The sequence below is a fragment of the Pseudoalteromonas sp. NSLLW218 genome (assembly GCF_015864775.1).
Classification (GTDB): Bacteria; Pseudomonadota; Gammaproteobacteria; order Enterobacterales; family Alteromonadaceae; genus Pseudoalteromonas.
This window is the reverse complement of the sequence record NZ_JADYWO010000005.1, coordinates 139,386-165,117: the sequence shown is the minus strand read 5'-3', so window position 1 is coordinate 165,117 and position 25,732 is coordinate 139,386. Positions and strand designations below refer to the sequence as shown.

The 25,732-nt window shown below is 39.7% G+C and carries 21 protein-coding genes; 8 read left to right on the top strand and 13 right to left on the bottom strand.

Features of this window, described 5'->3' with window-relative positions:
* Positions 1–23 precede the first annotated feature (23 nt).
* The gene (locus I6E80_RS09235; protein ID WP_197185396.1) at positions 24–779 is read right to left on the bottom strand and encodes a hypothetical protein; all 756 of its coding nucleotides are present in this window, start codon (positions 777–779) and stop codon (positions 24–26) included.
* Between the two features lie 343 nt (positions 780–1,122).
* Here I6E80_RS09235 and I6E80_RS09230 point away from each other — a divergent pair, with 343 nt between their 5' ends.
* A complete protein-coding gene (locus tag I6E80_RS09230; RefSeq protein WP_197185395.1) occupies positions 1,123–2,100 on the top strand; it encodes a DUF4238 domain-containing protein in 978 nt (325 codons plus the stop codon).
* Positions 2,101–2,228: 128 nt separating this feature from the next.
* On the opposite strand, the gene metH is transcribed toward I6E80_RS09230, so the two are convergent.
* The 4 genes from metH to I6E80_RS09210 form a co-directional block, all read right to left on the bottom strand.
* Entirely contained in the window at positions 2,229–4,859 is a 2,631-nt protein-coding gene (gene metH / locus I6E80_RS09225) for a methionine synthase (protein WP_197185394.1), read from the bottom strand.
* A gap of 9 nt (positions 4,860–4,868) precedes the next feature.
* A complete protein-coding gene (locus I6E80_RS09220) occupies positions 4,869–5,942 on the bottom strand; it encodes a homocysteine S-methyltransferase family protein (protein WP_170072022.1) in 1,074 nt (357 codons plus the stop codon).
* Positions 5,932–6,879 carry a homoserine O-succinyltransferase gene (metA, locus tag I6E80_RS09215; protein WP_024598269.1) on the bottom strand — a complete coding sequence of 316 codons (948 nt, stop codon included), beginning with the start codon at positions 6,877–6,879 and terminating at the stop codon, positions 5,932–5,934. The genes I6E80_RS09220 and metA overlap by 11 nt, the downstream gene beginning before the upstream one ends.
* 214 nt (positions 6,880–7,093) lie before the next feature.
* Positions 7,094–7,741, bottom strand: coding sequence for an outer membrane beta-barrel protein (locus tag I6E80_RS09210; protein WP_076925140.1), 648 nt, complete (start codon positions 7,739–7,741; stop codon positions 7,094–7,096).
* 331 nt (positions 7,742–8,072) lie between these two features.
* Here I6E80_RS09210 and ettA point away from each other — a divergent pair, with 331 nt between their 5' ends.
* The 4 genes from ettA to I6E80_RS09190 all read left to right on the top strand — a co-directional run bounded on the left by ettA (position 8,073) and on the right by I6E80_RS09190 (position 11,789).
* Positions 8,073–9,746 carry an energy-dependent translational throttle protein EttA gene (ettA, locus tag I6E80_RS09205; protein ID WP_024598271.1) on the top strand — a complete coding sequence of 558 codons (1,674 nt, stop codon included), beginning with the start codon at positions 8,073–8,075 and terminating at the stop codon, positions 9,744–9,746.
* A gap of 146 nt (positions 9,747–9,892) precedes the next feature.
* Positions 9,893–10,261, top strand: a complete 369-nt coding sequence (locus tag I6E80_RS09200; protein WP_024598272.1) for a PilZ domain-containing protein — start codon at positions 9,893–9,895, stop codon at positions 10,259–10,261.
* A gap of 53 nt (positions 10,262–10,314) precedes the next feature.
* Positions 10,315–11,223, top strand: a complete 909-nt coding sequence (locus tag I6E80_RS09195) for a histone deacetylase (RefSeq protein ID WP_024598273.1) — start codon at positions 10,315–10,317, stop codon at positions 11,221–11,223.
* 62 nt (positions 11,224–11,285) lie between these two features.
* Positions 11,286–11,789, top strand: a complete 504-nt coding sequence (locus I6E80_RS09190; RefSeq protein WP_024598274.1) for a TlpA disulfide reductase family protein — start codon at positions 11,286–11,288, stop codon at positions 11,787–11,789.
* Between the two features lies 1 nt (position 11,790).
* Here the strand turns inward: I6E80_RS09190 and I6E80_RS09185 are convergent, their stop codons facing one another.
* Complete coding sequence (locus I6E80_RS09185) at positions 11,791–12,792, bottom strand: AraC family transcriptional regulator (RefSeq protein ID WP_024598275.1); 1,002 nt, start codon at positions 12,790–12,792, stop codon at positions 11,791–11,793.
* The gene (locus I6E80_RS09180; RefSeq protein WP_076925143.1) at positions 12,776–13,696 is read right to left on the bottom strand and encodes a GGDEF domain-containing protein; all 921 of its coding nucleotides are present in this window, start codon (positions 13,694–13,696) and stop codon (positions 12,776–12,778) included. The genes I6E80_RS09185 and I6E80_RS09180 overlap by 17 nt, the downstream gene beginning before the upstream one ends.
* Before the next feature lie 297 nt (positions 13,697–13,993).
* Here I6E80_RS09180 and I6E80_RS09175 point away from each other — a divergent pair, with 297 nt between their 5' ends.
* From I6E80_RS09175 to I6E80_RS09165, 3 genes are all read left to right on the top strand, one after another.
* Positions 13,994–16,297, top strand: a complete 2,304-nt coding sequence (locus I6E80_RS09175) for a TonB-dependent siderophore receptor (protein WP_197185393.1) — start codon at positions 13,994–13,996, stop codon at positions 16,295–16,297.
* Between the two features lie 78 nt (positions 16,298–16,375).
* Positions 16,376–18,334: a phytase gene (locus I6E80_RS09170; RefSeq protein WP_197185392.1), complete on the top strand. Its 1,959-nt coding sequence runs from the start codon at positions 16,376–16,378 to the stop codon at positions 18,332–18,334.
* 149 nt (positions 18,335–18,483) lie between these two features.
* Positions 18,484–19,149: a hypothetical protein gene (locus tag I6E80_RS09165; RefSeq protein WP_197185391.1), complete on the top strand. Its 666-nt coding sequence runs from the start codon at positions 18,484–18,486 to the stop codon at positions 19,147–19,149.
* A gap of 101 nt (positions 19,150–19,250) precedes the next feature.
* Here I6E80_RS09165 and cyoE read toward each other — a convergent pair whose 3' ends face one another.
* The 6 genes from cyoE to I6E80_RS09135 all read right to left on the bottom strand — a co-directional run bounded on the left by cyoE (position 19,251) and on the right by I6E80_RS09135 (position 24,814).
* The gene (gene cyoE, locus I6E80_RS09160; protein WP_010555184.1) at positions 19,251–20,135 is read right to left on the bottom strand and encodes a heme o synthase; all 885 of its coding nucleotides are present in this window, start codon (positions 20,133–20,135) and stop codon (positions 19,251–19,253) included.
* 9 nt (positions 20,136–20,144) lie between these two features.
* A complete protein-coding gene (cyoD, locus tag I6E80_RS09155) occupies positions 20,145–20,501 on the bottom strand; it encodes a cytochrome o ubiquinol oxidase subunit IV (RefSeq protein WP_024598281.1) in 357 nt (118 codons plus the stop codon).
* Complete coding sequence (gene cyoC, locus I6E80_RS09150; protein ID WP_024598282.1) at positions 20,501–21,142, bottom strand: cytochrome o ubiquinol oxidase subunit III; 642 nt, start codon at positions 21,140–21,142, stop codon at positions 20,501–20,503. Before cyoC ends, cyoD begins: the two co-directional genes overlap by 1 nt.
* The gene (gene cyoB / locus I6E80_RS09145) at positions 21,139–23,127 is read right to left on the bottom strand and encodes a cytochrome o ubiquinol oxidase subunit I (RefSeq protein WP_197185390.1); all 1,989 of its coding nucleotides are present in this window, start codon (positions 23,125–23,127) and stop codon (positions 21,139–21,141) included. Before cyoB ends, cyoC begins: the two co-directional genes overlap by 4 nt.
* Positions 23,128–23,129: 2 nt before the next feature.
* Positions 23,130–24,083: a ubiquinol oxidase subunit II gene (gene cyoA / locus I6E80_RS09140; RefSeq protein WP_024598283.1), complete on the bottom strand. Its 954-nt coding sequence runs from the start codon at positions 24,081–24,083 to the stop codon at positions 23,130–23,132.
* A 311-nt stretch (positions 24,084–24,394) separates the two neighbouring features.
* Entirely contained in the window at positions 24,395–24,814 is a 420-nt protein-coding gene (locus I6E80_RS09135; protein WP_197185475.1) for a hypothetical protein, read from the bottom strand.
* Between the last annotated feature and the right edge of the window lie 918 nt (positions 24,815–25,732).

Genomic DNA, 25,732 nt, shown 5'->3' with positions numbered 1-25,732 from the left:
GCATACTTACTAATAAAAAGCGATTATTGAGTGCTTATAACATCTTCAGACAACAACCTCTCATCGTCTTTATAAACTTCAAGCCAACCTGGCGGTGATGTATCGCAGCCAATAATAGTTACTTGTAGCACATAACTATAGCGACCATTTTTAAAGGTATAATGATGATTCCCACCGCTACCTTCAAATGTAATATCGCCATTTAGTAAAACCATATCAGGCTTGTCGCTTGGTTTTTTATTAATACCCCACACTGCATACCGATAATTGTGATCGCCTAAATCATCAACTCGAATATGGTAGCTAGACGTTTTCCAATCGAGTACTGGCTTTTCAAAAGTATTAATACTTGCGTGCAAGGATTGCTTACCTTGTTCGATTAAGCTTTTAGCAAGTGCCTGCTCTTTGGCATTTTGTGTATTTATTGCAATAATTTTACCTTCGGTATCTACCCACATAACGCCGTTATTTAGCATAATGCCACGCCAACCGACACTGTCCCAATCAGTTTTAATGTTTGAACTGGCAATAACTGCCGCTAGCTCATCATTAAATACTTCATCAAAGCGGTTAATAAACTCAGCTTCATTTTTAATGTCAGGTATCGGGTATCGTCGTTTCAGCGGGTAACGAACAAGTGCTGCAATTGCGGCTTTGTCATTAGCTTCAAATGCAGCAATAACAGGTGAAGTGAACTCGTGATATTTTTGCTCAAGAGCAAATGTGCTAGATGTGAAAAGTAGAGATAGGCACAGTAGGATGTGGTTTAGATATTTCATTTATAGTCCTATATTTAAAGTAATCAGAAATGTATGCAACAAATTTATGAGATAAAATTATAAAGTGGATAATTCCTACCGATGTTATAGATGAACATATTTAATATAAAAACCAATAAATTCATAATGATAAATTGATTTAGGTTCTTTGATTTTATTATTTGGAGGCCCTACGCCAAATAGCTATCCATTGTTTAGTAGACCTAAACAAGTCAGGTAATTACCTAAGTTTTACCACCTATTATTTGGTTGTTTGATGTTAATCTAAAATATAATTAACCACTATTTAAATATGTATTTGCATTAATGTGGAATAGTTTTCGACATTACTAAATGCGACTTAATGAATAAAAGCGAGCAATATATGGATTGGCTTAATAATAAGAAATTGGAAGTGAAACAAAAGCATCATTATATATGGGCCAATTACATGAAGCATTGGTCTACAAACGGTCGAGACATATATTACACAAAGAAAAAAGGAGGAGTAGCTCTAGACAGCATAAAAAGTGTGGCAATGGAAAAGTATTTCTATCGTGTTAATACATTAACAGAAAAACACGTTTACCTAATTGAAAAACTCATAGCTATGAGTAATGATATGGAATTAAAAAAGCACCATGAAAAAGTCCTTAAAAGCTATTTAGACACACAAAAAATGTATAAATATTATACGTCTTTGGATATTGAAAGCGAATATGGTGATAAATTATTTAATGCCGCTAAAAATAACTCGATCGAAGATAGGCACTCGCAACTTGAACGCGATGCCTTAAGTGTTTCAAATAAACTTAGAAATTTAGATGTAAACACCTTAAAGAACATTGATCAAATGACAGATTTTTTATTATTTTTAGGGCATCAATTAACTAGAACCAAAGCTTTTAAAGAAACATTTATTAAATCTTTTGCTAAGAATTGCGACCCTCAAATAGCTGAACTAATGGAGGAAAGCTGGTGGTTTATTTCTTTTCTTTATGGCACTAATCTAGGGAAAAGCTTGTGTATTAATAGAAGTTACTGCTATCAATCAATTTTAGAGAATAATACTAGCATCCCATTTATTACAGCTGACGCGCCTGTTGTAAACATCCATCCCAGACTTGATATGGATACATCACCATTAAAACACGAAACTGAGTATTTTTACCCTCTATCACCTACTAAAGCATATTTTATAGGGTGGTCAGACAGATTTGTAAACAGCACAAGCTTAGTTAACGAGTCATTTGTGAAAGAAGTTAATAAAAAAATGGCTGAGGGTGCTCATTTTCATATTATTTCAAACAAGGCTGAAGTATTGAAGCTATATAAGCGTTAATTCGGTAGGGAGCGGAAATACCGAAGTTAAATCTTATTAACTTTTCGTAACCATAGAGCTCTAATTTTAAAACAAAAAAACGAGCCTAACTTGGCTCGTTTTTTACTAATAGCTGTTCCCAGCTCTATTTACTCCGGATCATACCCCAAGTTAGGCGATAGCCATCTTTCAGCCTCTGCAAGCGTCATATTAGTTCGCTTAGCGTAATCTTCAACTTGGTCTTTTTGTACCGCCGCTACTGCGTAGTATTTTGCTTCGGGGTGTGAGAAGTACCAACCTGAAACAGCAGCACCTGGCCACATGGCATACGAGCTAGTTAGCTGCATGCCAATGCGCTTTTCGGTGTCGAGCAACTGCCAAATTTTCTTTTTCTCGGTGTGCTCAGGACACGCAGGGTAACCTGGCGCTGGGCGAATACCTTGGTAGTTTTCGCGTATTAGCTCATCGTTTGCTAGGTTTTCGTCTGGTGCAAAACCCCAATACTCTTTACGTACTTTTTCGTGTAAGTATTCTGCAAACGCTTCGGCGAGCCTGTCGGCAACCGCTTTAATCATTATTTTGTTGTAATCGTCTTGCTGTGCGTCAAACGCATTTGCTAAGTCGTCTTCTTCTAAACCGCCCGTTACTGCAAACGCGCCAAAATAGTCTGGTGTGCCTTTGGGTGCTATGTAGTCGGCTAGGCAGTAGTTAGCAAAGTCGGTTTTTTCGGTTTGCTGACGTAAATGGCACGAAGTAGTTAATACTTCTTTGCGTGTTTCGTCGGTGTATATTTTTATGTCGTCCCCAACGCGGTTTGCTGGGAATAAACCAATTACGCCAAGTGGTTGCAAACTGCCTGCTTTTTCAAGGTCATCTAACATATCGTTAGCGTCTTTAAATAAGCTCTGCGCTTGCTCGCCTACTACTTCGTCGTCCATTATGCGCGGGTATTTACCGGCAATTGACCACGTCATAAAGTATGGCGTCCAATCTATGTATTTACGTAAAGTCGCGATGGATACGTTTTTAAATTCAGTCACACCCAGCTTTTTAGGCACTGGTGGCGTGTAGTTGTCCCAATCAAGTTGTGCAGCGTTATCGCGGGCACGCCCAATGGTAACCGGCTTAGAGCGTGGTTTTTTCCGCGCTTGCTGCTCGCGCACTTTTACATATTCAGCTTTAGTTTTAGCTAAAAAGTCAGGTTTAATATCTTTTGATAATAAGTTTGAAACCACACCAACCGCACGACTGGCGTTATTTACATACACAACGCCTTTGTCATATTGCGGCTCAATTTTTACTGCGGTATGCGCTTTAGAAGTAGTAGCGCCACCAATTAACAGCGGCAGTTCAAAACCACGGCGTTTCATTTCTTTTGCTACGTGTACCATTTCGTCAAGCGATGGGGTAATTAAGCCCGACAACCCAATAATATCGGCTTTTTCGTCGATGGCGGTTTGTAGTATTTTATCAGCCGGTACCATTACACCTAAGTCGATTACTTCATAGTTATTACATTGCAGTACAACACCCACAATATTTTTACCTATGTCGTGTACGTCACCTTTTACGGTCGCCATCACTATTTTACCGTTAGTTGAGCCTTCTTCTTTTTCAAGCTCAATGTATGGGTCTAGGTAGGCTACGGCTCGCTTCATTACGCGCGCCGATTTAACAACTTGTGGTAAAAACATTTTACCTGCGCCAAATAAGTCGCCTACTACGTTCATACCGTCCATTAACGGCCCTTCAATTACGTGAATAGGTTTAGCTGCTTCAGCGCGGCATTCTTCGGTATCTTCATCTATAAAGGTAGTAATACCTTTAACAAGCGCGTGCTCAAGGCGTTTTGCAACAGGCCATGTGCGCCACTCTAAATCTTCTACTCGCTCGGCTTGCGCCATACCCGAGTATTTTGGTGCAAGCTCTACTAAACGCTCGCCTGCGCCAGAGTCGGTGTTAAGTATTACGTCTGTAACGGCTTTACGTAACTCTTCTGGTATATCATCGTAAACGGCGAGTTGCCCCGCATTTACAATACCCATGTCCATACCAGCTTGAATGGCATGATATAAAAACACCGAGTGAATAGCTTCACGTACAGGGTTATTACCCCTAAACGAAAACGATACATTTGATACACCGCCCGACACTTTACAGTGCGGCAAATTTTGCTTAATGCGGCGTGTACCTTCAATAAATTCTACGGCGTAGTTGTCGTGCTCTTCAATACCGGTGGCTACGGCAAATATATTAGGGTCGAAAATAATATCTTCTGGCGCAAAGCCAATGTCTTCTACCAATATTTTATAACTGCGCGCACATATTGCGAACTTACGGTCTGCCGTGTCGGCTTGCCCGTCGGTATCAAACGCCATTACAACAGCGGCTGCACCAAAGCGTTTTATTATTTTAGCTTGGCGAATAAACGGCTCTTCGCCCTCTTTTAACGATATTGAGTTAACAATTGCCTTGCCTTGAATACACTTTAAGCCGGCTTCTATTACTTCCCACTTTGAGGAGTCGACCATAATTGGTACGCGTGAAATATCAGGCTCTGAGGCTATTAAGTTTAAAAACTTAACCATGGCGGCTTTTGAATCCAACATGGCTTCGTCCATGTTTATATCAATAACCTGTGCGCCGTTTTCTACTTGTTCACGTGCAACTGTTAACGCTGCTTCAAAATCTTCTTCCATGATTAGGCGTTTAAACATAGCCGAACCAGTTACATTGGTACGCTCACCAACATTGGTAAATACTGCTATTTGCTGTGTCATGCTGGCTCCTTAATTTAAGTTACAGGCTTCAAGGCCCGATAAACGCATGCGTACTTCAAGCTCTGGCAATTGGCGAGGCTTAACGCCTTCAAGCCCTTTTGCAAACGCGCGAATATGCGCAGGTGTTGTACCGCAGCATCCGCCTACTATATTAATAAAGCCCGATTTACCCCAGTCAATAATCTCGGTTGCCATTTCAGGCGCTTCTAAGTCGTATTCACCAAACTCATTAGGCAAGCCCGCATTAGGGTGTACCGATGTAAATGTTTCGCACACGCGCGACAACTCTTCTACGTATTGACGCAGTAAATCAGGACCAAGCGCGCAGTTTAAACCAATCGAAATAGGCTTAATATGGCGAATAGAATTATAAAATGCTTCGGTTGTTTGCCCTGAAAGCGTACGGCCTGAGGCGTCGGTAATAGTCCCCGAAATCATAACTGGCAATGTGCGCCCTGCTTGCTCAAAAGCTTCTTCTACGCCAAACGAGGCGGCTTTTGCATTAAGGGTGTCGAATATAGTTTCGATTAATATTAAATCGGCGCCGCCTTCCATTAATGCAAGGGTAGACTCCACATACGCAGTAACCAACTTATCAAAGGTGACATTTCGATAACCCGGATCGTTTACGTCTGGCGAAATTGAGCACGTTTTCGATGTCGGCCCTAAAACACCGGCTACATAACGCGGTTTTTCTGGCGTTTTAGCCGTAAATTCATCGCAAATTGCGCGTGCTAATTTAGCTGACTCTACGTTTATTTCGCGGCTTAGGCTCGCCATATCGTAATCTTCCATCGAAATAGTGGTCGAGTTAAACGTGTTGGTTTCGATAATATCGGCGCCCGCTGATAAAAAACCACGATGAATATCAGTGATTAAGTCGGGCTTGGTTAGGCTTAATAAATCGTTATTGCCTTTAATTAATACATGCCAGTCTTTAAAACGCTCGCCGCGATAGTCTTCTTCTTCTAGCTTATGATCTTGGATCATTGTGCCCATAGCACCATCTAAAATTAAAATGCGTTCTTTTAATGCTGCACTTATTTCGGCGTGTTTATTATTTGTAGGCGCGTTATTCGGCATAGTTGTTAGTCCTCACATCTTGGCTAACTAAATTAATATCATACGGTGTGGTTTGGTACACGTAGTAATTTAACCAGTTCGAAAAAAGTAAAAAAGCATGGCTTTGCCACGTTTTTGAAGGTTGTTTGGTTGCATCGTCATCTGGAAAGTAATTTTCGGGTTTTGGTGCATTAGGACTTTTTTTACAATCGCGCTCGTATTCTGCTTTTAGCGAGTCGGCGTCGTACTCAGGGTGACCAGTTATAAACACTTGGCTACCCGATTTATTTTTAAGTAAGTAAGCCCCTACTCGCTCAGAACCTGCCAGTACTACTAGCTCATCGCAGGCGTTTATTTTATTTATATCAATGTGGCCATAACGTGAGTGCGGTACCAAAAAGGTGTCGTCGAATCCGCGAGTCAGTGCACCGTGATCAAAATAACATTGGTGGGTAAATACGCCACACAGTTTTTCGTCTTTTAAATCGCGCTTTAAATTGTAGCGATGATATAGCGCTGCATGTGCTGCCCAACACGAAAATAACGTAGAGGTAACGTGCTGCTCGGCCCAATCAATAATGACCTTTAGCTCATCCCAATACGCTACATCGTCGTATTCTAAATGGGCGAGTGGCGCACCAGTTACTATTAGCGCATCGTAATTGTTGTCTTTTACTTCTGAAAAATAACGATAAAAGGTATCAAGGTGCTCTTCTGAATTACTGCTACTGCGGTGAGTGTCGAGGCGTAGTAACTCTACGTTCACTTGCAAAGGCGAGTTGGCAAGCAAGCGAATAAACTGAACTTCGGTTTCTACTTTATTAGGCATTAAGTTTAAAATAGCCAAACGCATTGGGCGTATTTCTTGCGTTTTTGCACGTGTTTTTGGCATTACAAATACGTTTTCTTGACGTAAACGTGCAATGGCCGGCAACTCGTCTTTTACTGTAATTGGCATACTTTACTCCTGCTCATAAAAACCGAAGGTTAATTATGAACTGAAAGTAAAAAATATCAACCTCTAGATGTATAGATGTCTAAATGAAATTTATTCATTCTATTAAATTAGGATTTACCGAGGTGGTATGTATGAGGAAAAACGTCTTTATTATAAAATAACCTGTTTTAATATTTTGAAGTAGCGCTACTAAAAACGAGTAGCGCATATGCAGTTAAAAACGGTAAATCACAGATAAATTAAGTGCGTAAATATCGCCTTGGTCTGCATCAAAATATTGATATTCTGCACTTAATTGCCAGCGTTGAGTTAGCCTAAAGTCAACGCCAGTTCCGTACGTTACGCCGCCTTCGTCGTAGTTTTGCTCCGTTATTAGCGTAGAGTTTGTATCTGTACCAGTTATTGATTCTGCCAGGTTTTTTAAGTCGCCTTCATTGTAACTTAATTTATTTCTACCATAGCCACCAAATAAAAACACATCAGCGCGAGATGAAATTGGATAATTAGCTTTTACAAATATACTTGTTTGCAAATCAAGGCTTGAATCGATTTCGCTCTTAATGAATTCTGAGCTAAGCGAACCGTCCTGTGGGTTCTGAGTGTAAACAATTCCGTTTAGAGGAGTTGACTCATCATTTAACCCAAAACCTATACGCCCTTCTAATGCAAAGTATCGCGAAAACTGATACCCAAACCGGCCGTAAAGCGTTGTAAACTGTATGCTATCACTCTCGTATACATCAATTTGCGTAGACCCTATCCCTACTCCTTGGTAATAACCATTTACGTGGAGTATGTCTGCTTCGCTCGAAAATGAGTATAAACCTAAAAGTAATGCCCCTAACTTTGTAACTATTTTCATGTTCATTCCTTTAAACCTTTGTAATATTAATAATATGATGTCTAACAACAAACTAAGTGTGGCCTGCCTATATAATTTACTTATACTTTGCAGCTTGTAAATATTCTGTACCACTTTTGTTAAAAATGGAATGTATTTGAACAATATAAAACAATAGATTACAGAATTTTACACAATAGAAATCCTGTAATAATAGTGTTTAAACGAGCAATCAAAACAAAGTACCGCTTAGGTAAGCGTATTGTTCTATACAGCATTCGTTGACTGTTTAACCCCTCAACAACTACAATACAACATTGAAATTTTTATTATTATTTGAAGGCTTTCCTCCATGGTTTTACCTGATAAATTTATATTCTCGATGAGTCGAGTATCTAAGGTTGTGCCACCTAAGCGCACTATCTTAAAAGATATTTCGTTACACTTTTTCCCTGGCGCTAAAATTGGTGTGCTTGGTTTAAACGGTTCTGGTAAATCTACGTTACTACGTATTATGGCCGGTGTTGACCAAGATTTTGAAGGTGATGCACATCCTCAGCCTGGTACAAAAATTGGTTATTTACCGCAAGAGCCTGTTTTAGACGAAAGTAAAACAGTTCGTGAAATTGTTGAAGAAGCTGTTGGCGAAGTTAAACACGCACTTAAACGTCTTGACGAAGTGTATAACGAATACGCCATGGAAGACGCTGACTTTGACGCACTTGCAAAAGAGCAAGGCGAGCTTGAAGCTGTTATTCAAGCGCACGATGGCCACAACATTGATAACGTTTTAGAACGTGCTGCTGATGCACTTCGCCTGCCAGAATGGGATGCTAAAATTGAGCACCTTTCAGGTGGTGAGCGTCGTCGCGTTGCTATATGTCGATTATTGCTTGAAAAACCAGACATGCTTATTCTCGATGAACCAACTAACCACTTGGATGCTGAGTCGGTTGCATGGTTAGAGCGCTTCTTACACGATTACGAAGGTACTGTTGTGGCGGTAACGCATGACCGTTACTTCCTTGATAATGTAGCTGGCTGGATATTGGAGCTTGACCGTGGTGAAGGTATTCCATGGGAAGGTAACTACTCTTCTTGGCTTGAACAAAAAGATGCGCGCTTACAGCAAGAACAAAAATCTGAAAAAGCACGTCAAAAATCAATTGCGCAAGAACTTGAATGGGTTCGTTCAAACCCTAAAGGTCGCCAAGCTAAGTCAAAAGCACGTATGGCTCAGTTTACTGAAATGCAGCAGTCTGATTACCAAAAACGTAACGAAACTAACGAGATGTTTATTCCACCTGGCCCGCGTTTAGGGGATCAAGTGCTTGAAGTAACTAACCTTCGTAAGAGTTTTGGCGATCGCGTTTTAATTGACGATTTAAGCTTTAGCATGCCAAAAGGTGCCATTGTGGGCATTATCGGTGCGAATGGCGCGGGTAAATCAACGTTATTTAAAATGATAAGCGGTGAGCAAGAGCAAGACAGCGGTAGCATCACCGTTGGCGAAACTGTACACCTTGCGACAGTTGATCAGTTCCGCGATGGTATGGACGAAAGCAAAACTGTTTTCCAAGAAATATCAGACGGCCAAGACGTACTAAAAATTGGTAACTTTGAGTTCCCAAGCCGAGCGTATGTAAGTCGCTTTAACTTTAAAGGTAACGATCAGCAAAAGTTTGTTAAAGACCTATCAGGTGGTGAACGTAACCGTTTACACCTTGCTAAGTTATTAAAAGCTGGCGGCAATGTGTTACTACTCGATGAGCCAACTAATGACTTGGACGTTGAAACACTACGTGCACTAGAGAACGCTATTTTAGAGTTCCCTGGTTGTGTAATGTGTATCTCGCATGACCGTTGGTTCCTTGACCGTATTGCTACGCACATTTTAGATTACCGCGACGAAGGTCAAATTAACTTCTTTGATGGTAACTATACTGAATACGAAGAGTGGCTTAAAAAGACACTTGGCGCAGCAGCAACTGAACCTAAACGTATTAAGTACAAAAAAATCGGTTAATAGCTGATTTTAGATAAATTCTTAAGCCCTGCATTTATGCGGGGCTTTTTTATGCCACCAGCATTACAGGAGCATATATTGCTAGCATGTAGAGAATTACCCGCTATGCTTAATTTATTATAAAAACAGTAAGGCTAAATTGGGTTATGCAAAATCGTCGTCAGTTTTCTCGTGTGTTATTTTCGACTACCGCTTTGTTATGTTTTGATGACCACAAGTATCCATGTAAATTACTTGATGTATCGTTACATGGCGCATTGATTACAAATTGTGATGCTTTTATTGGCAACCAAAATAGCCAAGCTGCTTTGCATTTTTCGCTTCCTCAAAGCGATATAGAAATTAAAATGGAAGTGGTAATTTGCCACATTGAAGCCGATCATATTGGTTTAAAATGCCATCATATTGATATAGATAGCATTACCTATTTAAAGCGTTTAATAGAGCTAAACTTAGCTGATGACGAACTATTACATCGCGAACTCGCCATGTTGATTCACGACACACAAGAATAGACTCATTTGGATTAGTTGATTACCATAGTGCAAACTTTTTAACTTGTGCAAACATGACTTTAAATCCACATTTACCTTTGGTATATCACCCTAACTACTCGTTTAATTTTGATCCAAAGCATCGTTTTGCAATGAGTAAGTTTGCACATTTATATCAGCATGTTGCAGAGCTTGGTTTAATCGGCAGTAACCTGGTAGAACCAATTCTCGGTACGCCAGAGCCGCTTGAGCTAATACACTGCGAAAACTATATACATGACTTGTGGAATAACCGCCTAGATGAAAAAGCAATGCGCCGCATTGGCCTACCTTGGTCAAAAGAGCTTATGGCACGTACCTTTACAGCACCTCAAGGTACGCTGCAAACAGCTCGTTTAGCACTTAAACATGGTATAGCGTGCCACTTAGCTGGTGGTACACACCATGCGCATACCGATTTTGGCTCAGGCTACTGCATGGTTAACGATTTAGCCTTTACTACGCAAACTTTAATTGAATCGGGTGAAGTAACTAACGTACTTATTTTTGATTTAGACGTGCACCAAGGTGATGGCACAGCCGCAATGTTAGAGCATCAAGCATACGCTTATACTTGTTCTATCCATTGTGAAAAAAACTTCCCCTTTAGAAAGTCCGCTAGCGATTTAGATATTGGTTTAGCCGACAACATGAAAGACGACGAATACCTTGCCATAGTTGACGAAACCTTGAGTTATTTACTAAAAGAGCTAAACCCAAGCTTGGTACTTTACGATGCAGGCGTTGATATTTGGCAAGGTGATGGCTTGGGTAAATTAGATATCAGTTGGGATGGAATAATCAAACGCGACCACTTAGTGCTTAAACGCTGCCTTGAGCACAACACGCCCGTTGCCACAGTAATAGGTGGTGGCTACGATAAAGACCACCTTCGCCTCGCTAAACGCCACGCTATTGTTGTTGAGCAAGCTGCTGGCTTTTAGTTTGAAATAAAAATGTTAAATTCTCGTTCTTATTTAATATGTAAAATAAGAACGAACATATTATGAAACAACTATTTATTGCCATCGCACTAATTTTTATAAGCTTTACAAGCTATTCGCAAGAAGAAAGCACGCAAGAAACATACCCTAAGCTACCTACATTAAATTTACAAATGGCTGATGGTTCTGCTCTCAATACTCAAGATTTATTAGGTCAACCTTACGTTTTACACTTTTGGGCAACGTGGTGTCCGTACTGTAAAAAGCTACAGCCAGCACTTCAAAAAATTGATGATATGGGCTTAAAAGTTATTGCCGTGAGCTTTAAAGAAGATGACGATGCTGCTCCTGCTAAAGCACTTTCTAGCAGAGGTTATACTTTTAAAACAGCCGTAAAAGCCGATGCAATAGCACAGCAATTAGGTATACGAGGCACACCTACTACATTATTTGTAAATAAAGAAGGCAATGTAATTTGGCTGACTAATACGTCAAACCCAGAAGATCCAAACCTACATTTAAAGGCACGAACTTTGTTGCACTCCATCGATATGGCAACTGAGTAACTTATTGCGCTTTTAATTGATTAGGTGTTAGACCTGTCCAGCGCTTAAAGGCTCGCCGAAAGTTAGGTATATCGTAAAAAGCTAAATGCTCAGCGACCTGTTCGTTATGTTTAGCGCACAGAGTAAGTAGGTAAATAGCTTTGTGCTTATTTTGCTCATCTATTAACGCAGAAAAGCGTACTCCATTAAGTTTGAGCCTGCGCTTAAATGTAGCTGAGCTCATAGCAAAGTGCTTTGCTGTACACTCTAAATTAGCACTTGGGTGAGAGTATAAGTATCTACAAGCGGCTTCAATAAAAGTCATGCTAACTACGTTTTTATTATCTAGCTGCGACTGCGCTTGCATGAATCGTAATTGACTCGCATGCGGGTTTTTAGCTCTTAACATGGCTTTATTTAATACCCAGCGAGTACATGGCTTATCAAAACTTACCTTTAGCCCTAAATTTTGTTCGTATTCTTGAATATGCCTAGGGCGTTTAAAAGCAAAGTCGAACTGACAATACGGGTAACTTTCGCTCACTCGTTTAAGTAAACTATAAAATGCAGTGCTATATATCTCTAGCACATAGCGGTAAAGGCTTTCATCAAGCCCATGTGCTGGCTGAATATAAATATAAACGTTATCGTTTTTAATATACGTTTGGCTAAATAATAAAGGCGCTAATTGCATTCTTAAAAGTGATAATTGCTTTAATACTTGAGCTAAATTATCGCTATATATTAATGCCTGAGCTTCAGCTCGAGTGTCGTTAATAAGTTGACTACCGAGTAAAAAACCACTGTCAGTACTTTTCATCAATAACTTAAATTGAGCTAATAAACGCACCTGCTGAGACACACTAAATGCATGTTGAAAATTAAGTAAGTCTTGTTCAAAAATACCGGTACCGCGTAGCAGTTTATGTAAATTTATATCTCGGCTTTGAGCAAGCTCTACAGCTGACGTAATAAGCCCTTGAGCGCTTAAATATTTATCGTCTTGGCTAACAAACGTATGCACGGTGCACTACTTTTTGTTGATGCTTTTTTTGTTGTAATTGACTATGCAGTTGGCTTGTTAGTTTACTTGTACTGCTATGCTTATTACCTTGTATTAAGGCGGTAGTGACATATTGAAATTTTGCTTTTTTAGATGCTTCAACTTTAAATGCACAGTGTTTTAGCGCCCCTTTAATTTGCGCCATCAGCTCTTTAGCTTGCTGCTCTGTAGTGGCTGGCATTAATACCATAAAGCAGTCTCCTGCGTAGCGGCACACTACATCACTTAGTCGGCAGTTCATTAATAATAACTCGCTAATTTCACGTAGTAACCGGTCGCCTTCACTAAAGCCAAACTCACTATTAAAATGAGAAAAGTCGCGTATATCAATAGCTCCTAACCAAAACGGCTGTGTGTTAATTGATTGCTCATTAATTGCTGAATCTAGATACTGCGCCTTATAAAGACCCGTTATTGAACACACCTTATCGTGCTCACGTAAATGCGCTTCACGGCGGCGTAGCTGACGATTTAATACGTACTGCTCTTGATGCCAATAATACAAACCTATACTTGTTAATAACATGCCTAACGGAGCGGGCAGAGATTCAATCCAACTCAGCCATTGGTGCGCAGGGTGCATTAGCCATTCATCAAGTAAATCGAGCGTTGCCGAGAACATAAACAGCCCTACTCCTATCACTAAGTAAGTGGTTACTTTACTCGGTGGTCTTGAAATTAATAACGCGATAATCCATACAAGTGTCATTAATACAATACCGCCCTCTCCCATAATATCGAGCCACTGAATACTGGCGTAAGTTTTTAATACTCCTAAATAACTACTTAAAAACACAGCGCTAAAAAACATCGCAATAATAGCGTTTATTAATAATCGGTGGCTGATAAAAGGGTTAAATCGCATGTGCAGTATCTCGTTTATAAATGAGCTTTAAAGTTAGTTCATACAAGCTTGTGTTAGCAGGGTCATATTAGCTCAGCTATGTGACAACTAGATGATACATACCTTAAAAACAGCCCTGCACAGTAGATAACACCAGCCTTTACAGGGAGTGATAAAAGCTCAATACGCTCTACATATTGCTCAAGTACCTCTAAATACATGTATTTAAACTAAACCCTGTCACATTTACGTAATCAATTATCTTTAGCTTGCTCGCCATACCAAGAAACAACCCTGTAATAACCAAGAGCAAATACAATGAAACACTTTAAAATAAAAGCACTGGTAGCCGCATTAGCTTTATGTAACTTAACGGCTTATGCAGAAGATGATGCAAAAGAAACCACGAAAAAAGATATAGAAGTTTCTGATAAAATTGTTGTATATGGTGAAATTGGTTATAGAAATCGCTCTGACGAACTCGCGCCAACCTTAGAATACTCACAAGAGTACTTTCAGCGTTTTGAGCCATTAACTGCGGGCGATGCATTAAAGCGTGTACCTAGTGTTACATTTTTATCGGATGTACTTGAATCTGACGGTGCACGTATGCGGGGCTTGAGCCCTGCTTATACAAAGGTACTTATAAACGGTGAAGAAGTACCTGGCGCAGGTGCCGACCGTTCATTTTTTGTTGACCGAATTCCGGCTGAATTAATTGAACGCGTTGAAATTATTCGCTCATCAAGTGCCAATCGTTCAGCCGACGCGATAGCGGGCACATTAAATATTGTACTGCGCGATGGTTACAGCTTAGATGGTGGTTACTTACGCGCTGGTGGCTTGCTTTATGATGATGGCGAGTTTAAAGAAAGCTTGGCTGCTGTGTACGGTACTGAATTTGCGGGGGGTCGTTTATTACTTGGTGCAAATTTACAAGGCCGATATAACCCAAAACAAAAAACGAGCCTGCGCTACGGCGATAGCCCAGAAAACAATGTAAATTTTCAAACCGAAGAGTTTGATAACCGCGAAGACCAATCTGACACTCGCGATGGCGACGACACATCACTAAACGCCAGTTACGAAATTGTTTTTGATAACGATAGTCAGTTTAATATTAGCGCTATGTGGGTTGATACAGAGCGCACTGAAGATGAACGTTCGTTTGAATACGACGATACCACTGCAACCAGCAATGATATTGTAAATGGCGGAAACCTAGAAACCGATAATGCCAATGTTAAGTATATTGACCAAACTAATTACAACATCAATACCGCCTATGAATTTCCACTGCTAAACGGCACAAGTAAATTAAAGTTTGGTATCGCCAAATTTGACGAGTCGGTATACGAGCAAGAGGTAGAGCTTGATACGTCAGAGCTGCCAATGATATTTGAAGAAGAACAAGCTCAAAGTGACATAGACGATAAGGAATGGACCCTGCAGTGGCAACATAGCCAACCTTGGGGTGACAGCAAAGAAATTCAGTTTGGTGCATTTTTACAAAATAAAAAGCGCGATAGCAATATTTTTGAAGCCGAAGACGAGCTTGAATTAGCACTTACAAGCTGGGATCAATATGCGGGAACACCTTTATCTTTGGCTGTATTTACCAGTGAATTTGAACCTGTTGTTGGTGGCGTAAACACGCTAGAGGAAGACCGCTTTGATGTGTTTGCCCTTATTAAACACCAAGATGATTTATTTGCCTGGGAATTGGGCGTTCGCTGGGAGTCTACTGATTCAAAAATTAATGATAAAACGATTGGTATAATCGAAGATAACAATTACGACTTTGTTCTACCTTCAGCACATTTTCGTTATAACGTAAGTGAGAATGGACGCGTTAGCGCCTCTGTTGCGCGTAGTTTACGACGCCCCGAGTTTGATTTTTTAACACCAGCACTTATCGAAAAAGAACTTGGCGATAACGACCAATTAGGTAACCCAGAATTAAAACCAGAATCAGCTTGGGGTATGGATTTAGGCTACGAATACCGCTTAGGTAAAAGTGGCGTTGTAGGCATTAATTTATTTTACCGCAAAGTAAACGACCTAATAGAAATAGCAAATACAGGACAAGAAGGCTCTGAAGGTGAAGGTACATTTGTATTGCAGCCTCGCAACACAGGCGACGGTAACGTAAAAGGAGTTGAGCTTGATTTATCTACTCCGCTTGGCGCATTTAGCATGCCTAATACTGGAGTATTTTTAAATTACTCATGGCTTGATAGTGAAGTAACCGACTTTTTTGGGTCTCGAAAATTTAACGATCAATCAGACTACGTTTATAACGTTGGGTTTATTCAAGACTTACCCGATCTCAAAGCTGCATTTGGTGCAACTTACCGTAAGCAAGGTGATGCTTATGGGCGTATTGTAGGTGAAGAAGTAACAACATCTTACAGTGCCGATTTTGAAGTGTTTATAGAAAAACGCTGGGAAAACGTAACGCTGCGTTTAGTGGGCTCAAACCTGCTTGATGCAAGTAAAGACGAAACCTTTAATAAGTTTGATACCGTATCAGATCAGTTCGATCGTAGCTTTGATGAGTACGAAATTGAATCTGAAGAAGCGGGTCCGGTTTATCAATTAATGCTGCGTTACGCATTTTAAGTCATGGTGTTTGCGTGGTAACAATGAAGTGACTTTCGATACGTTACTCAAAACGCTCTGATCAGCAAAGGAATTATAATGAATTTTAAATTAAATAAAGCAAAAGGTTTAGTGCTTACAAGCCTGCTAATAAGCACCTTAAGTGCTTGTAGCTATAACATATCAACTAAAAAAGCATTTGAGTCTATCGAGAGCAATGCCTTTGGCCCAAGCGAGAATATGCAAGGCTCGCAAGCCGTATGGATTAATGACAACAACTGGCTACTAGCAAGCGAAAGCCAAGGCTTGGTAATGGTAAACAGCCAAAACCAGCAGAGTAAAAACATTGCTAAAGGTAGTTTTGAGGCGCTTTCTATAAGTGCACTTAATAACTCCACTTATTTATTAGCGACCATTGATAATGACCAAGATAATGTCGTTATTTTTAAATTACAGCAAGCCAATAACAGCTGGAATTTAAAAGAGTTAACTCGTATTAGCCCACCACAAGCTCAGCCCGATACGGTGTGTTTATTTAATAATAAAAACAATAATACTGTGTCGGCATTTGTGCCTGATGTACGAGGTTTGATTACCGAAACTGTTATTTACGACACAAGTAATAATGAAACAACAAATGTAAGCATGCGTGAATTTGCAGGAGTAAGCGAAGCTGCAGGGTGCGCTGTGAGCGAGCAAAGCAACACACTTTTTGTAAGTGAAGGTGAAGTGGGTATTTGGTCTATAAATGCCAATGCAGAGTCGCAAGCTGATAAAAAACCAATAGCACTCGTTGCTCCTTTTGGCTCACTAAATAGCGAAATAGGCGCTCTTTTTACATCAACCGACGGCACGCTGTGGTTTACAAGTACACATGATAATACAATTTATGCCTATAACCCTGTTACTAAAAGCATTAATAATTGGCAACTAAATGGCAATTTAGCTTTAGAGTCTGTTGCGGTTAAATACACCGCAAACAATAAGGCTATTGCGGTGTTATATAACGATGAAACAGGCGCATATACACAAAGTACAATACCAGCAACACCAGTTAAAAATGCGGGTAAAAACACTGTTAAAAAATTGACACATATACATGCCAGTGCACAAACAACGCCTGTACAAGCATTTGGTGATGCCGCAGATGATCCCGCTATTTGGGTAAACTCAAGTAACCCTGCAAAAAGCTTAATTTTAGGCACAGATAAACGTCGAGGCTTAATGGTTTACAACTTACAAGGCTGGCTTGAACAATCAATTGAGATTGGTCGCTTAAATAATGTAGATGTTCGCCAACACCCTAGTATTAAAAATAGTACGAATACTTTAATAACCGCGAGTAATCGGACAAATAACAGCATAAGTGTTTTAACAGTTGATAATAACGAGGTAAAACACCTTAATGATATTGCAACCAATCTCAGCGAAATATATGGCATGTGTATGTATTCATCAGCAACAGGGAATTATGTATTTGTTAATGATAAGTCAGGTCTTTATCAGCAATATAAGCTCGACGAAAGTGGCGATAAAGTAACAGGTAAATTAGTTCGAGAATTTAATCTACCTAGCCAACCAGAAGGCTGTAGTGCAGATGATGCGCGTGGTGAACTTTTTGCAGGTGAGGAAGACGCCGGTATTTGGTATATAGGCGCTGAGCCTACAACTGATAATACACCGGTTATGCTACAAGGCATAAATGAGCAACTTGTTGATGATGTTGAGGGTATGGAAATTTACCACGGCACAAACGCACGTTACTTAGTTGTTTCTAGCCAAGGCGATGATAGCTACGTGCTGTATAAAATAAGTAATAATATTCAGGATGTTAAAACACCCAGTTTAGAGTTTGCAGGTAAGTTTAATATAGTAAGTGACTTGGTTAACGGTATTGATGGCGCATCAGAAACTGATGGGTTAACCGTAACATCGAAAGCGCTCCCGGGTTATCCTGAAGGTATTTTAGTTGTACAAGATGGTTATAACCGACTACCGCAGCAACCACAAAACTTTAAAATAATAGATTGGCGAGAAGTGAAAAAAGCAATTAAGTAACGTTTATTTAATTGTGATTACCCTCAATTGTAAAAGGCTCATTTGAGCCTTTTACATTACGCCTAACATTTGAATATTAAGTGTAATTAGCTCAATGTAATATATATTTTTATACTACAATTTAAGCTCATAAATTAATTGAGATTATAATGCGCCTACTACTTACTTTATTACTAATCACTTTAAGTGGCTTTGCCGCAGCTGAAGAAGAAAAAGCAGAACTTCCACCGGTAGACCCCGCTTACAATGCTGAGCATCCTATGGCTTTGGTTAATCAAGGCTCGTCTATTATTGCAATGAATTTACCCACCTATAATTTACCCAATGATGTGCAAGTAGTTTATAAAATAGGGAACCCCGATGTTGCATTTTTGGGCTTTGTTAGAAATGCAGAACTAATCACCGTAAAGCCACAAGCGTTTAATATTCAGCATTTAATGCGTGGTGAGGAAATTACAATTACTGCCGATATTTACGAGGGTGATTATCAACAAGGTGGCAGTTTAATTTATTCAAAAAAAGAGTTGCTCTTGAGTAAGCAATTGTATGCTAGAGAGCTTAAAGAGTTGAGTGAATCATCACAGTGGCAAGACTACGACATGATCACACTAAACGGCACTGAGCGTATTTATATTCATAAAATTCAAAAAGCGCCGAGCTATAACCATCTTATTTTTGTCGATTTAGTTAACGCCTGTATGCAAAAGTTTCGCACATCTAAACGTGTCCCACCTGAAAATGAGCTTACCTATAAATTTATTAATTGCGGTACGCTTAAACCACTTTATTACAATGCGGATGATTTTAAAAAGTAAAAGAGCGAGAATAAAAATGTTCAATTACTTTAATATTTAGGCATAAAAAAAGGCTCTTTCGAGCCTTTGGATTAACTTTGGAATAGTTAAAAATTTTTAAATTAGGTAAGCGTTAATAGCTGTGGAGCAACGCTGTGATAATCAACAGCCATAGCAATACTTAACGCTGTAATATTGATAATTGAAAATGCGAACACTTTACGTGCCCAACTGCTCATATCAATATTACGACGATAACCGCGCAGCGCCATTAACAACCACCAAAAGCTGGTAATACAAGCAACAGCCATAAAAGCAGCACCTGTGTAGCCAGTAATTGGCAATAACATCACAACTAATGCGTATACAGCGATGTAAAGTACGATATGGCGCTTTGCTTTATCAATACCTTGAGCTACTGGTAATACAGGAATACCTGCAGCTTGGTAATCTTTAAAGCGAAAAATAGCGATAGCGTAAGAGTGCGGCATTTGCCACAAGCTAAACATAACTAGCAGTATTAATGCGCCCATATCGAACTGCCCTGTTACGGCGCAGTAACCTACTACTGGCGGTACAGCGCCAGAAAGGCTGCCTACAAAAGTGCCATATACTGAGTTACGTTTCATGTAGAGACTATAAACCCCTACATAAATTACGTAGCCAAAGGCTGCAAAAAATACCGCGGCTTGAGTGGTATAGGCGATAAGTAAACCAAAGCCAATAACGCCCAATAAAATACCGTGGCTAAGTGCAGCAAAGGCCGACATTTCGCCTGTTACTGTTACTCGCGTACGAGTACGAGCCATGGCTACATCTATGTCTCTATCAATTACATTATTGATAGCACAACCCGATGCAACCACTAGCGACAAGCCAATTAATGTGGCAATCATTAACCATGGATCTATATCACCGCGCGAGGCAAGTAAAAACCCACCCGCTACGCTGATTAAATTGCCCATAATAATACCCGGCTTAGTCACTGATAAATAACGACGAAACATCTTAAACTCCTAGTACATCATCATTGCGTTAGATTCATAAATGATCCAAACAGATAACCCAACCACCATTACGATGATCAGGGCACTGAATAGGAATGAGAAAGTACTTGCACGGCCATTTTCGGTCGTAAAATTAAGGTGTAAAAAGTATTTTAAATGCACCCAAATTTGTACGATTGCTAAAGTAACAATGCTCCAAAGCGTTGTTACTTTTGAGAAGTCACCTTCCATTACCATGTAAAACGGTATAACAGTTAAAATTACCGATAGCACAAAGCCAATTAAGTAAGTTTTAACACTGCCATGAGATTCATCATGATGATCACTTTGCGTTTGCTTTAACGCATGCGTTTCGCTGTGGCTCATTACATTGCTCCCATCAAATAAACAACGGTAAATACACAAATCCAGACAATGTCTAAGAAGTGCCAAAATAGGCTCAAGCAACTTAAACGCGTTACGGTTGCTTTACCTAGACCACGTTTAGCAACTTCAATCATCATTATGGTCATCCAAATTAGACCGGCTGTTACATGTAAACCATGTAGGCCAACTAATGAGAAAAACGATGTTAAAAAGGCACTTTGTTGTGGGCCATTACCGTGCACAATTAGATGATGAAATTCGTATACTTCCATACCAATAAACACAGCACCTAAACAAAACGTAACAAATAACCAAGTCAGTGTTAGTGCCTTTTTTTGCCCTTGAGCGGCAATCATGGCAAAGCCAAAGGTAATACTACTAATAAGTAGTGCAGCAGTTTCTACTGCTACAAAGTCGAGTTCAAAAATATCTTTACCCGATACACCACCTGCTGTGTTCATAAATAAAACAGCGTAAGTGGCAAAAAACGAGGCAAACAATAGGCAATCGGTCATTAGATATAACCAAAAGCCAAATATCGTATCGCCAGATGTGTCGTGATGATCATGCGCGTAGGCATGGTCATCGTGTGATACAGAGTCTAAACTTGCTGATTCTAAATTTGCTGAAAGTGTACTCACGCTTTTAGCTCCTTATTCCCACTTGAATTATATGCAGCTTCAATACGTGCAATTTCATCAGGTTGTATGTAGTAGTCAACATCGCTGGTGTAACAACGCTTGATAAATATGGCAATTCCGCCCACTAGCCCTACAACAGCTAACCACCAAATGTGCCAAATCATTGCAAAACAAAAAGCGGTTAGGCTGGCTGCCATAAGTACACCTGCGGAGGTATTCTTAGGCATATGAATTGGGCTGTAGCTTGCTTTTGTTTGATAAGCTTGGCCTTTTTCTTTCGCTTCGGTCCATGCATCAATGTCATCAATGTGTGGAATAGTTGCAAAGTTATAAATTTGTGGCGGAGAACTTGTAGCCCACTCAAGTGTGTGGCCGTTCCACGGATCACCTGTTGTATCGTCAAGCGCTTCGCGGTCTCTAAAGCTCACATATAGTTGAATAACTTGGCTAATAATACCGAACATAATAATTACAGCGCCGCCTGCAGCAATGTATAACCATATGTTCCAATCTGGATTATTAGTGTGGTTTAAGCGACGTGTCATACCTAAGAAACCAAGTACGTACAGCGGCATAAATGCTACGAAGAAACCAATAATCCAACACCAAAATGATGCTTTGCCCCATTTTTCGTTAAGTTTAAAGCCCATTGCTTTAGGGAACCAAAATACAAAACCGGCAAGATAACCAAATACAGCACCACCAATAATTGTGTTATGGAAATGTGCAATTAAAAATAAGCTGTTATGCAGTACGTAATCCGCACCTGGAATAGCAAGTAATACACCAGTCATACCGCCTACGGTAAAGGTAACCATAAAACCAAGAGTCCAAAGTACGGGTACACTAATACGTAAACGACCTCGGTAAATGGTAAATAACCAGTTAAACAACTTAACCCCAGTTGGTACGGCAATAACCATGGTCATTACCCCAAAGAAAGCGTTAACGTTAGCACTCGACCCCATCGTAAAGAAGTGATGTAGCCAAACAATAAAGCCTAAAATTGAGATTGCACCGCTGGCGTAAACCATCGATTTGTAACCAAATAGACGCTTACCTGCAAAGGTCGAAATAATTTCAGAGAAAATACCAAACGCTGGTAATACTAATATGTATACCTCAGGGTGACCCCATGCCCAAAACAGGTTGATGTACATCATGGCGTTACCGCCCGCTGCATTGGTAAAGAAGTGAAAGTCGAGATAACGGTCAAGCGTTAGCATTGCAAGTACTGCAGTTAAGATTGGGAATGATGCAGCAATTAAGATGTTTGCCCATGTACATGCCCATGTAAAAATAGGCATTTTCATTAGGGTCATACCTGGTGCACGCATTTTAAACACGGTCGCTAAAAAGTTTACTGCTGTTAGAAGTGTACCGAGCCCGGATATTTGCAAGGCCCAAATATAATAATCTACCCCCACCCCAGGGCTAAAGGTCAACTCCGAAAGCGGCGGATAAGCCACCCAACCTGTTTTAGCAAACTCACCAAACACTAGCGACATATTAATTAAAATGGCACCGCTGGCTGTAAACCAAAAGCTTAAGTTATTTAAAAATGGGAATGCAACATCGCGAGCACCAATTTGAAGTGGTAATACAATGTTCATTAAGCCAATCATAAATGGCATTGCCATAAATATGATCATAATTACGCCGTGGGCAGTAAATATTTGGTCGTAGTGCTCAGGGGGTAAGTAACCTGGCGCACCACTGGTAGCAAGTGCCAACTGCGCACGCATCATTATTGCATCAGAAAAGCCACGAAACAGCATTATTAGTGCTAAAAGAATATACATTACGCCTAAGCGTTTATGATCAACAGACGTGATCCAGTCGCGCCAAAGCACGCCCCACTTTTTATACTTTGTAATAAGCCCAGCAATAATAAGCCCAGCTATCGCAATAACCGACATCGTGAACACAAGAATTGGCTCATGAAACGGAATTGCGTCGAGAGAAAGATTACCTAATAACGACATTATTATTCCTCGCCTTGGCTGTGAGATGAAGGCATTGAATGCTCATCCATTTCATGATGTTTTTTACTCATTTGCCCATGTTCGCCCATTGCATGATGTTTTTTGTTCATATCACCATGTGCCTGCATGTATTTCATAACGATGGTATGGAATAAGCCGTCATCAACTTTACCGTAATAAGCAACAGGGTTATTTTCGCTCGCTTTTGCAAGCTCAACATAATTTGCATGAGTTAGGTTATTAGCATTTGTTTTAATGTTACTAACCCACTTATCAAAGTCTTCTTGAGTAGGGGTAGCAATGGCATTGAATTTCATACCAGTAAAACCAGCACCACTGTAATTTGCCGAAAAGCCTTTAAACGTGCCGGGCTCATTAGCAATTAAGTGAAGCTTGGTTTCCATACCGGCCATTGAGTATATTTGACTACCCAATTGCGGAATGAAAAACGAGTTCATTGTGCTCTCTGAAGTGATTTTATATTCGACAGGTACATTTGCCGGAAAAACTAGTTCGTTCACCGTAGCAATACCTTGCTCAGGATATATAAATAGCCACTTCCAGTTTAATGAAACCACTTCAACAGTAAGATGTTTACCTTTACCTTCAATTGGTTTGTATGGGTCAAGCTCTTGAGTAGACACCCAAGTAATAACACCTAAAATGATTACAATAACAACAGGGACTGCCCAAACTGCGGCTTCAATTTTATTTGAATGAGCCCATTTTGGAGCATAAATTTCATGAGTTTGCGTGTCTCTATATTTCCATGCGAAATACAAAGTCATCACAATAACGGGAACGACTACAAGCAACATAAGCACGGTTGCGATGATGATTAAATTTTTTTCATCAATGCCTATTTGCCCTTTTGGATCGAGTATCCCGCCTTTACAGCCTGACAATGCCAGTACTGTACTAGCTAAAGCAATATTACAAAGGTTACGAATTAACAAGGGAGTATCCTACAAACCTGGAGTTTCAGTTTGCTGCTTTAAATAAAAAATAAAACAACGATTTTTCGATAAAAACCCAAGTTAACTAGAATTAAATTATAAAAATAAGGGACTGAAAAGTTGCAAGTGGATGCAAAAATTACCTAGCAACAAACCCAGCTTTCTAAACGCATTTATATAACGTAATAAAAATTAACTTGGGTGAGTTTTGGTTGGCTGAGTGTATTTAAAAATACGAGTTACTTTGTTTAAGCTAACTTTAATTATTTACAGCAAGAACAAATAATTAAAACCAGCAACAAGGTGTAACCTTACAGACAACCTGTAAAGCTAGGTGGAGCACGACAACCATGTGCAACTTGCACTGGCTGAAGAATTTTAGCCTCGCTTAAAGCAAAGGCTGCTTTACGGAGGATAATTCCAGCACGACGCGCTGGAAAAATATGGAACAATAACCAACAAAGGCCAATAAGTAACTGACTTGAAATGATTGGATGAGCTAAAAATCCAGCAATAGTAAGTAACAGGGGCTCTACAATAAACCCATCACTCAATAATGCTTCAAGCTTGAAGGCATCCTCTAGTGCACCACTTAGCAGCATGACAGTATTAAACACTAACAATGTTATAGCGACACACACGCCTTTACTCGCTTTATTCAAGCGCTCACACGTAACCTGCTCGCTTGGGGCGAGAGCAGCATTTGCATGATGTAAAGAAAGTGTGTTCAAAGACATTAACCTACTAAAATGACTAATAACAAAATTAAAATTAATACATAGCAATGGAAAAATTTAAAAAACATTGCTGCTGTAAGCCCAAAAATCAGGTGCTGAATACGATCAAATCCGGTTAGCACAAATTCACCTTGTGAAAATTGATCCGTATCAATCAAACTTTCAAAACTTACTGAAAGTTCGAATGTGAGTATAACAAAGAGAATTTTCTGTTCAACTAAAAATCAATTAATTTGAGTTAAGCTTTCGAAGCTATTTTGTTAATAAAAAATAACAAGATAAAAAACAATCGATTAGATCTAATAAAAAACGATTTAAATAGAAATATTTAATAGAATTATAGCTTTTTAGGAGGGAGTAATAATTGTGTGGCACAAATAAAAACAGCCCAAATTCAGTCACCACCGAACTTGAGCCGCCTTTCACACTGACAACATCTTCACACACAATATAAAGATTTTTGGTTTACACTGCGTGGCATTGTAAGGAATAAAAACAACTCAAATACAGTCACCACCGGATTTGAGCTGCCTTTCACACTGACAACATCTTCACACACAATATAAAGATTTTTTGTTTACACTGCGTGGCATTGTAAGGAAATAAAAACAACTCAAATGCAGTCACCACCGAATTTGAGTTGCCTTTCACACTGACAACATCTTCACACACAATATAAAGATTTTTTGTTTACACTGCGTGGCATTGTAGGGAAATAAAAACAACTCAAATACAGTCACCACCGAATTTGAGTTGCCTTTCACACTGACAACATCTTCACACACAATATAAAGATTCTTGGTTTACATTACGTGGCATTGTAGGGAAATAAAAACAACTCAAATACAGTCACCACCGAATTTGAGTTGCCTTTCACACTGACAACATCTTCACACACAATATAAAGATTCT